Origin of the sequence: Aldersonia sp. NBC_00410, from assembly GCF_026342035.1 — a bacterium.
GTDB lineage: Bacteria > Actinomycetota > Actinomycetes > Mycobacteriales > Mycobacteriaceae > Aldersonia.
On record NZ_JAPENM010000002.1, the window covers coordinates 692,865 to 701,946 of the forward strand.

The 9,082-nt window shown below is 67.1% G+C and carries 9 protein-coding genes; 3 read left to right on the forward strand and 6 right to left on the reverse strand.

All coding sequences use genetic code 11. The features are described 5' to 3' along the window. Position 1: 1 nt before the first annotated feature. Both mce and OG921_RS06965 read left to right on the forward strand, forming a co-directional pair. The gene (mce, locus tag OG921_RS06960) at positions 2-487 is read left to right on the forward strand and encodes a methylmalonyl-CoA epimerase (protein ID WP_266111596.1); all 486 of its coding nucleotides are present in this window, start codon (positions 2-4) and stop codon (positions 485-487) included. A 134-nt stretch (positions 488-621) separates the two neighbouring features. Continuing rightward, positions 622-1,677: a hypothetical protein gene (locus OG921_RS06965; protein WP_266111597.1), complete on the forward strand. Its 1,056-nt coding sequence runs from the start codon at positions 622-624 to the stop codon at positions 1,675-1,677. 68 nt (positions 1,678-1,745) lie between these two features. Here OG921_RS06965 and OG921_RS06970 read toward each other — a convergent pair whose 3' ends face one another. The 6 genes from OG921_RS06970 to nucS form a co-directional block, all read right to left on the reverse strand. Next, on the reverse strand, positions 1,746-3,338 hold the full coding sequence (locus OG921_RS06970; RefSeq protein ID WP_266111598.1) for a regulator: 1,593 nt from the start codon (positions 3,336-3,338) through the stop codon (positions 1,746-1,748). A gap of 10 nt (positions 3,339-3,348) precedes the next feature. Next, on the reverse strand, positions 3,349-4,065 hold the full coding sequence (locus OG921_RS06975; protein WP_266111599.1) for a cysteine hydrolase family protein: 717 nt from the start codon (positions 4,063-4,065) through the stop codon (positions 3,349-3,351). After that, positions 4,062-5,516 carry an allophanate hydrolase gene (locus OG921_RS06980; protein ID WP_266111600.1) on the reverse strand — a complete coding sequence of 485 codons (1,455 nt, stop codon included), beginning with the start codon at positions 5,514-5,516 and terminating at the stop codon, positions 4,062-4,064. The genes OG921_RS06975 and OG921_RS06980 overlap by 4 nt, the downstream gene beginning before the upstream one ends. 57 nt (positions 5,517-5,573) lie before the next feature. Then, positions 5,574-6,242, reverse strand: coding sequence for a GntR family transcriptional regulator (locus tag OG921_RS06985; protein ID WP_266111601.1), 669 nt, complete (start codon positions 6,240-6,242; stop codon positions 5,574-5,576). Between the two features lie 39 nt (positions 6,243-6,281). Beyond that, positions 6,282-6,575 carry an ATP/GTP-binding protein gene (locus OG921_RS06990; RefSeq protein ID WP_266111602.1) on the reverse strand — a complete coding sequence of 98 codons (294 nt, stop codon included), beginning with the start codon at positions 6,573-6,575 and terminating at the stop codon, positions 6,282-6,284. A gap of 68 nt (positions 6,576-6,643) precedes the next feature. Then, positions 6,644-7,321 (reverse strand): endonuclease NucS, encoded by a 678-nt coding sequence (gene nucS, locus OG921_RS06995; RefSeq protein WP_266111603.1) that lies wholly within the window; start codon positions 7,319-7,321, stop codon positions 6,644-6,646. 44 nt (positions 7,322-7,365) lie between these two features. Here nucS and OG921_RS07000 point away from each other — a divergent pair, with 44 nt between their 5' ends. Further along, positions 7,366-8,943 (forward strand): adenylate/guanylate cyclase domain-containing protein, encoded by a 1,578-nt coding sequence (locus OG921_RS07000; RefSeq protein WP_266111604.1) that lies wholly within the window; start codon positions 7,366-7,368, stop codon positions 8,941-8,943. The last annotated feature ends 139 nt before the right edge of the window (positions 8,944-9,082 follow it).

Sequence of the window (9,082 nt, forward strand, 5' to 3'; positions counted from 1 at the left end):
TATGACACATTCCGTCTCCGCCGCCGCCACGAGCGCGACGGCCACCGTTCTCGCGTCGGACCTGATCACCGACATCGACCACGTCGGTATTGCGGTGCCGGACCTCGACGCTGCGGTCGCCTGGTACACCACCCACCTCGGGATGGTCGAGACCCACCGCGAGGTGAACGAGAGCCAGGGCGTGCACGAGGCCATGCTGTCGGTGCGCGGCAGCACCAACGCCGCCGCCGTGCAGCTGCTCGCGCCGCTGAGCGCCGAATCGACAATCGCCAAATTCCTCGACCGCAGCGGCCCCGGGCTGCAGCAGCTCGCCTACCGAGTGTCCGACATCGACGCGGTCGCCGAGCAACTGCGCGCCCAGGGCGTCCGGCTGCTCTACGACGAGCCCCGACGCGGCACCGCCGACTCGCGGATCAACTTCATCCATCCCAAGGACGCCGGCGGCGTGCTCGTCGAGTTGGTCGAACCGGCCCCGTCAGGTCACTGACCTACTTGGCACAGTCTGGTCACTGACCTATTTGGCACAGTCCGGTCACTGACTTATAACGCGGCCGTCACCGCCGACGGCAGCCCCCGAGTGTCGGTCCCGAACCGACAAGTAACGACGGTAGGTTGATATCCATGGCCCACGAGCAGGATCGACACGCACCAGGACTGCCCTTCGGCATCGTGCGCCGAGGCTACGACCGTGACGAGGTGCAGCATTACTTCGATCGCTTCGAAACCGAACTGCGGCTGACCGCGACCGACCGCGACGCGGCGGCGACGCAGGCGCGCAATCTGGCTAACCAGCTCGAAGATGCGCGCGATCAGATTGCCTCGCTACAGGACGACGTCGATCGGTTGTCGGTTGCGCCGACCACCGCCGAAGGCATGAGCGACCGGATTTCGCGCATGCTGCGGCTGGCCTCCGACGAGGCCTCCGAGGTACGCGCGCGAGCGCAGTCCGAGGCGGCGGAGGTCGTGTCGATCGCCGAGCAGGACGCCACCGCGATGCGCGCGAGCTGCGAGGCCCAACTCGCCGAGATCCAGGAGAAGCGGTCCGCGCTCGAGATCGAGTACGACCAGACGCTGGCCAGCGCCCGCACCGAAGCCGCCCGGATCATCGAGGCGGCGCAGTCGGAGGCAAGCAGGCTCTCCGCAGAGTCCGAGGCGCGTCGCAAGGCGGTGCAGCACGATTTCGAGGTGACCATCGCCGAGCGTCGCACCTCGTTGACCAGGGCGCTCGAGGATCTCGAGACCACGACCAAGGCGGAGGCCCGGCAACGGGTCAAGGATGCCACCGAGGAAGCCCAGCGGATCGTCGAGACGGCGAACCACCAGGCCGACCGTCGGATCGCGTACTCCAAGGAACTCGCCGAAGAACTGCGGGTGCTGCGTGGGCGGGTGCTCGCGCAGCTGCTCGGCATTCGTGGCCAGCTCGACTCGGTTCCGGCAATGCTCGCCTCGGTCAACCGCGAGGCCGAGCTACTCGACTCCGGACCGGCCCAGCGCAGCCTCGGTGGCGAGTTGGCAGCCCTGAGCGCGGCCGCCGACGCCGACATCGAGATCCTCGATGCGGCCGAACTCACGACCAGCGAGGCCGAGGCCGACGACGAGATCGAGGTCGAAGGCGAAGTCGACGAAGAGCCGACGACCCGTGCCAATGGCCGGGCGAGCGCGCAGAGCGGACGCTGACAGGCGCAGGCACTGACGGCAGAGCGGGCGGCGTGGTCGACTCGACCGCACCGCCCGCTCCTTTTGGGTCACGCTTCGATCGGAGCGTCGTCCGCTTCGTCGAGAGCCGGTTGCGCTTCCGGTGACAACCGCCAGAAGATGAGGCACACCACCCCGAAGAACAGGTAGCCGAGCGCCACCTCCGGTTCGGCGGCCCAACCGACTTCGTGGGCGTGGATGAGCCCGATGAAGCTCAGTGCCGCAGCGGTTGTCGCGGCGAGAGCGGCGGCGACGAATCGCTTGTCGAGGACGAACGTCACCATCGCGCCGAGCACGAGGCCGGCGAGCACGGCACCCGAGCCGAGCGTCTTCAGGCCCTCGTACACCACGCCCGCGGAACCGAGCGCGTCCATCCCCACCTGGTCCGCCGACGTGCCGGCAGCGGACAGGGCGTTGTCGATGAGTCCTACCGCCCACTCCGCCAGGTTCGGCAACAGTGCGGCGACGACAGCGACCGCGTGCAGCCGTGGCACTGCCTGGAACGCCTGTGCGCCGATGAGCAAGCCGATGTAGAGCAGGATCGGCACGATCGCCGGGATCGGCAGCAGTGTCGCGAGCAACCCGAACAGTCCGAGGAAGCACATCAACGCGATTGCCGCGCCGCCCGCGAGTGAATAGCCCGAGCGACCGCCGGCGTCCTTCCAGCCGGGGTGGCCGATGTAGACCGCAGGCGGGAAGGGCGAACCGAATCCCGAGCCGATGATCGCGCCCAACCCGTCGGCGAGCAGTACGCTGCGCAGGTTGTAGTTGTCGCCGGCAGCGGCCGCGCTCTCGACGTTGCTCATGGCTTCGGTGAAGTTGTAGACGCCCAACGGAATTGCCGTCGCCAGTAGCGGCGCCAGGTTGCCGAGTCCGTCGAAGAGCAGGTCGAGCCGCAGGTCGGGCAGACCGACCGCGATGTTGCTTGCGGCCTCGCTGACGTCCGGTGCCGACATGTATCCGCCGATCCAGCCGATGGCCGTGCCGACCAGCAGCGCGACGAGACCGACCGGCAGATTCCCCGGCAGCTTCACGTTGGTGAAGAACCCGATGAGGATGATCGCGAGCACCGGCAGCGCGATCCACGCGGCCTCCCACATCTGGGCCGCCGGCCGCATCGCGATGAACGTGATCGAGATTCCGGCGAGCGTGCCGAGCATCGCCGCACGCGGCGTGATCCGCCGGATGTAGGGCCCGACGAACGCACCAATCATCACGATCACACCGATCATGAAGGCCCACGCCAATCCCGCAGTCCAGGCCTGCACGGCATCGCCGGTGTCCAGGTAGATCGGCAACATCACCACGAAGACGACGATGAACATGTGCGGCACGCTCGGCCCGTACGGCAGGGCGGTGACGTCGGTGCGACCTTCGCGGCGCGCCAACCGCCGGGCCAGCACCATGTAGTACAGGTTGCCGAGCAGCAGCGCGACGCCGAGCGCGGGCAGAACCGTGCCGAGCACCGCGTCGGTCGGCACGCCGACCACCGCGATCATCAGCGTCGTGAGGGTGAGGACGTTGACCAGAATGTTGAAACCCAGTCCGAAGAACGCGTTCGTGTCGCCGCGAGTCCACCAGGGCAACGACATCGGAGCGGGCGATGGGGCAGGCGAAGCGCTGTTCTTCACATCGACCGACATGGCGGGATCCTCACTTTGCCGGGGTCAGGTTGAGCGGGGTTTGTCCTGCGGGGAGCGCTGTCAGCGCGGGAACGACCGCCGCCGAATCGGCGACCCAGCCGAAGATGCCGCCCTGTGCGGCGACCATCTCCAGACCGACACGGTGAAACTCGGGGAAATACGAACCGACACAATCGGATACGACCAGGCACCGGTATCCCCGGTCGTTCGCCTCGCGGACCGTGGTGTGCACGCAGACTTCCGTGGTCACCCCGGTGACGAGCAAGGTCGTGATACCCGCCGACTCGAGCACCTCGCTCAGTTCCGTGGCGTAAAACGCGCCCTTGCCGGGCTTGTCGATGACCACCTCACCCGGAATAGGGGCGAGCTCGTCGATGATGTCGTGGCCGTACTCGCCGCGGATGAGGATCCGCCCGAAAGCACCCGGATCACCGATCCGGGCCGAGGGCTCGCCTCGGTTCAACTTGGCAGGTGGGCAATCCGACAGGTCGGGCAGATGCCCCTCGCGGGTGTGGATCACCGGCACCCCCATCGACCGCGCGGCCGCGATCAATCCGGCGAGCGGTTCGATGGTCTGCCGCAACAGCGAAACGTCGTTGCCCAGACTCTCCCCGAATCCACCGGGTAGCAGGAAGTCTCGTTGCATATCGATGACCACCAGGGCGACCTGCCCGGGTGGGAGCGGAAACTCGGATGGGGTCGCGGGAACGGTGGCTCTTTCGGTCATGCGATCGTCCTAACCTGCGGATGAGAGGACCCTGCGGATGAGAGGGACAGCGAATTGCTCTGCGCGGCAGTCGACCAGCCGGAGCGGTGCTCGTCGAGCACGCGCGCGGCCGCAGTCAGCAGGGCATCATCGCTGAGCGCCGGCCCGAGCAGCATGAGCGAGACCGGACGGCCGTCCGTAGTTGTACCCATCGGAATCGCGATTCCGGTCAGGTCCAACAGATTTCCGAAGTGTGTGTAGGTGCCGAGGATGGTGTTGCACACGATCGGGTCGGCAAGAACCTGCTCGACGGTGAAGGTCGTGCCGATCGTCGGCACCGCCAGGACATCCATGTCGGCCCACATCCGTCCGACGCGGGCGCGCAGTTCCTGCAACCGATGTTGCGCGCGGAACGTGTCGACGGCGCTGTACGCCCGACCGCCGGTGAAGATCTCGCGCACGACCGGCACGATCGAAGTGGGATGATCGGCGAGGAAGTCACCGAACTCGACCAGCCGCTCGGCCACCCACGGACCTTGGTAGAGCAGTTCACCGGCTGCCAGAAACGGCTCCAGGGTGGTCTCGACACACCGAAACCCCATACCCGGCAGCGTGTCCCGGATCGACTCGTGCGCCCGCTGCTGCGCGGTGTCGCCGAAGAACTCCAAGTCGGCCAGCGGTGGTAGCCCGATCCGCAACCGGCCACCATCGAACTCCGGTCCGCGTGGACGCGCCCATGGGTCGTCTACGTCGACGTCGTTGACGATCGCGAAGACACGGTCGAGGTCGTCGACCGTGCGGGCCATCATGGTGATGCAGTCCAGAGATTTGCAGGCGGGGACGAGGCCTACCGCGCTGATCATCCCGCGCGACGGTTTCCAGCCGATGATCCCGTTCAATGCAGCCGGCACGCGGCCGGAGCCGGCCGTGTCGGTGGCGACGCAGAACGGTACCTCGCCGAGGGCGACGGCCCGCGCCGAGCCCGAACTCGAGCCGCCGCAGATCATGTCGGCGCCGTAGACGCTGCGCGGAATCGGATACGGCGTGCGGGTGCCGTTGAGCCCGGTGGCAAATTGGTCGAGCGCGGTCTTTCCGACATACAGTGCACCGGCATCGAGCAGCCGTTGCACGACCGGCGCGGTCTCCTCGGCGATGTAGGCGTAATCCGGGCACGCGAGCGTGGTCGGCTGCCCGGCGACGTCGATGCTGTCCTTCACTCCGAACGGCACCCCGAACAGCGGCAGCGCGCGCGCATTGGGACGGCGTTCGAGTTCCGCTGCGGCAGCGAGCAGCTCGGCACGCGGTACCGGCGTGATCCAGGTGCCGTCGTCGCCGTGCTGGTCGATCAGGTCGGCCACGCGGGTCACGGTCGCAGTGGGTGTCACGGCACCCGCGCGGTGCGCGGTGAGGAGATCCGCCACGCTTGGCCCATCGCTCGGGCCGGGGCCATATCGGGCGCCCTGATCACTCATGCTGTCGATTGTCGACAGTTTGTGTAAAAGCCAGCGCCCTCGTTTGTATCGAGCGTGTTAGCAGATGCCCAGATTCAGGTACGTCAGCTCGCCGTGGCTCTCCAGCGCGGCCAGCGCAACGCCGGAATCGTTGGACCGAACCGCATCGAGCAACGCGGCGTGCCGCCGGATTCCGTCCTCGGGATCGGCGAGGCGCGCCTCCGCACGGAGGTTGCGCGCCATCGGCAACTGCAGCTTGATCAACACCGATGCGTAGACCAGGTCGAGCTGGCGGTTGCCCGCGATGGCCACGACGGCTTCGTGGAAGCGACGATGGGCGTCGTCGCGGGCAAGCGAATCGTCCCGACCGGCCGCGACCCGCATACCGTCGAGCGCGTTCTCGATGCCGTCGAATGGATCCGGCGCCACGGGCAGGGGCAGAGCCTGGCTGAGGGCATGTTGTTCGAGCACGCGGCGCAACTCGAACAACTGGAGGATGTCGGTTGCCGACCACTCCGACACGCGGAACCCGCGGCGCGGGAGATGCTCGATCAGCCCCTGCTGAGCGAGTAGCCGCAACGCCTCGCGCACCGGCGCACGACTCACCCCGAGCCGGGCACACACCGTCTCCTCGACGATCCGCTCCCCCGGTTCGAGATCGCCACTGAGCACCTGCGATCGCACGAATGTGGTCACCGTTTCCACGAGGCTGACCGGAAGAACGGCGGGTTCCGGCATCGAGGTCATGAGTCGAGTGTACGAACCGGGCCAACTATCGACGTGCCGTCAGGACCAGCGGCGCGTCAGCCCGCGGGTACCCCGGCCCGACCAGCAGCCGGTGTGCCAATGTCTGCGGTCCTCGATGCCGCCGCTGTCGCCGGCCGGCCATGCGACGATATGCGCAGTGCCAAGGGTTATTTCGTGGTCGCATCCGGGACACCGGTACACCTTCGTCGCCCGACTGCCGGGCACGGTGCGCACGATGTAGGGATCGGTTCCACCCGGTCCAGGCTCCGTGCGCCGCAGTGCGTCACCGCGCAACGGCGGCGGAGTCCGTGGTGCGGGCTTTCGGCGAGGCACGCTGCCAGGATATGCCCACCCGAACGCGGCATCGCGTGCCGACGCTCCGGATCCCGCCGGACCGCCGGTCAGAACAGCCGAAACTCCGAATCGTCGATGCCGCGCAGTCCGTCGTAGTCCAAGGTGACGCAACGGATACCGCGGTCGACCGCGAGTGTCCGGGCCTGCGGCTTGATCTGCTGGGCGGCGAAGACGCCGCTGACCGGCGCGAGCAACGGATCTCGGTTGAGCAGTTCGAGATAACGGGTCAGCTGTTCGACACCGTCTATCTCACCGCGCCGCTTGATCTCCACCGCGACGCTGCGCCCATCTGCATTGCGACACATCAGATCCACCGGCCCGATCGCGGTCGGGTACTCCCGTCGAACCAGGGTGTACCCGTCGCCGAGCACCTCGACATGCTCGGCGAGCAACACCTGCAGGTGCGCCTCCACGCCGTCCTTTACCAAGCCCGGATCGACGCCCAAATCGTGGCTCGAATCGTGCTCGATCTCCTCGATCGTGATGCGCAGTTCCTCGCCGGCCTTGTTCGTCACCACCCACAGCCGCGGTTCACCGTCGGTCACGGCGCGCTCGTCGAGGCGGCACGGCGGACTCATCCAGTTCAGCGGCTTGTACGAACCGCCGTCGGAATGCACGAGGACCGAACCGTCGGCTTTGATGAGCAGCAACCGCCGAGCCAATGGCAGGTGGGCGGTGAGTCTGCCCACGTAGTCGACCTGACAACGGGCGATGACGAGACGCACGTCGCCCACCCTAGAGCAATCGCTTTCGATACTCTCGAACCACCATGTCGCGATTGCTTCGGCGCCGTCCGCGGGCCGCCCCGCCGCTGGGTTCCTGGCTGCTCGGCTCGCCGGACGAGGTGAGACACCGGCAGCGACTACGCCTGCGCATCCTGCTGGCGGTGGTGTTCATCACGACAAACGGGATCGGCGCCGCGGTCGTGTTCCTGCTCGTGTCGATCGTCATCCCCGGCCGGGATCTGATGGCCAGTGAATTCGACACGATGAACCATGTCGTGCTGCCGATCTATCTGGTGCTGGCCGCGGGTGTCGGGGGCACGGCCGCCGCGCGGATCGGCATCAACTCGGCGGGTTGGGTCGCCGACGGCCGAGAACCGACCCAACGTGAGCGCACCGCTGCCCTCGCACTGCCGTGGCGGCTGACCATCCTGCAAGGGTCGCTCTGGCTCGGTGGCGTCGTCGTGGTCGGCATTACCGCCGCAACCGTCGACCCGGAGGCCGTCCCGAAGGTCTCGTTCACCACCTTGTTCGGCGGCATCACAGTCTGCGCGTTCAGCTATATCCTGACCGAGTTCATCTTGCGTGCGGTGGCGGCGAGGGCGTTGGAAGCCGGTCCGGATCTGCGCCGCAATCGCCTTGCCCGGGTCACCGAGCGCACCCTGCTCGCGTGGTGCCTGGGCACGGGCGCACCGGTGACGGGCCTGATGCTGGTCGCCGTGTTCAGCTTTCGGCAGGACGTCTCGGCGAGCCAACTCGCCATCGCGGTTCTCGCGCTCGGCTCAATCACCCTCATCTTCGGGTTCGCCCTCACCTTTCTCGGGGCGCGTCAGATCACCGATCCGCTGCGGTCGGTGATCGATGCGATGGCCAAGATCGAGCACGACGAATTCCCCGGTTCCGTCGTGGTGTACGACGGCAGTGAACTCGGCGCGCTGCAGAGCGGCTTCAATCGGATGGCGGAGGGCCTGCGCGAACGAGAACGGATCCGCGATCTGTTCGGTCGCCAGGTCGGGCTGGAAGTGGCCGAGGCGGCGTTGGCCCGCAATCCGGAGCTGGGCGGTGAGGAACGCTATGTCGCAGTGATGTTCATCGATATCGTCGGCTCCACCAAGCTCGCCGCGTCCCGGCCGCCCCGCGAGGTGGTCGACCTGCTCAACCGCTTCTTCGATGTCGTGGTCAGCGAGGTCGACCGGCACGCCGGCATCATCAACAAGTTCGAGGGCGATGCCGCCCTGGCGGTCTTCGGCGCTCCGGTCGAGCTCACCGACGCGGCTGGTCGGGCGATGGCCACTGCGCGGGCTGTGCAACGCCGGCTTCCCGACGAGGTGCCGGATTGTACGGCCGCGATCGGTGTCGGCTACGGCCTCGGCGTGGCCGGCAACATCGGCGCCCGAAATCGCTTCGAGTACACGGTCATCGGCGACGCGGTGAACGAAGCAGCCCGATTGTGCGAGCTGGCCAAACAGCATCCGGGCCTGGTCCTCGCGTCCGATCGCGCCCTCGAAGCCGCCGGCGCTGAAGAGGCCGAACGTTGGTGTCTCGGTGAGGAAGTGCAGTTGCGAGGCCGAAACCTGAATACCCGACTGGCCGCCCCGCGCCAGCATCACACTCGCGCCGGCTGATCCCCGGCCGAACGCCCGATATGCCAAAGGGAATTCACCGGTTCAATTCGATGCCGAGAGCTCGAATCAACCGGATGAAAGGGCTAATAACTCCAGAAATGCCGAAGACCCCCAACAATGTTGGGGGTCTTCGGTGAAG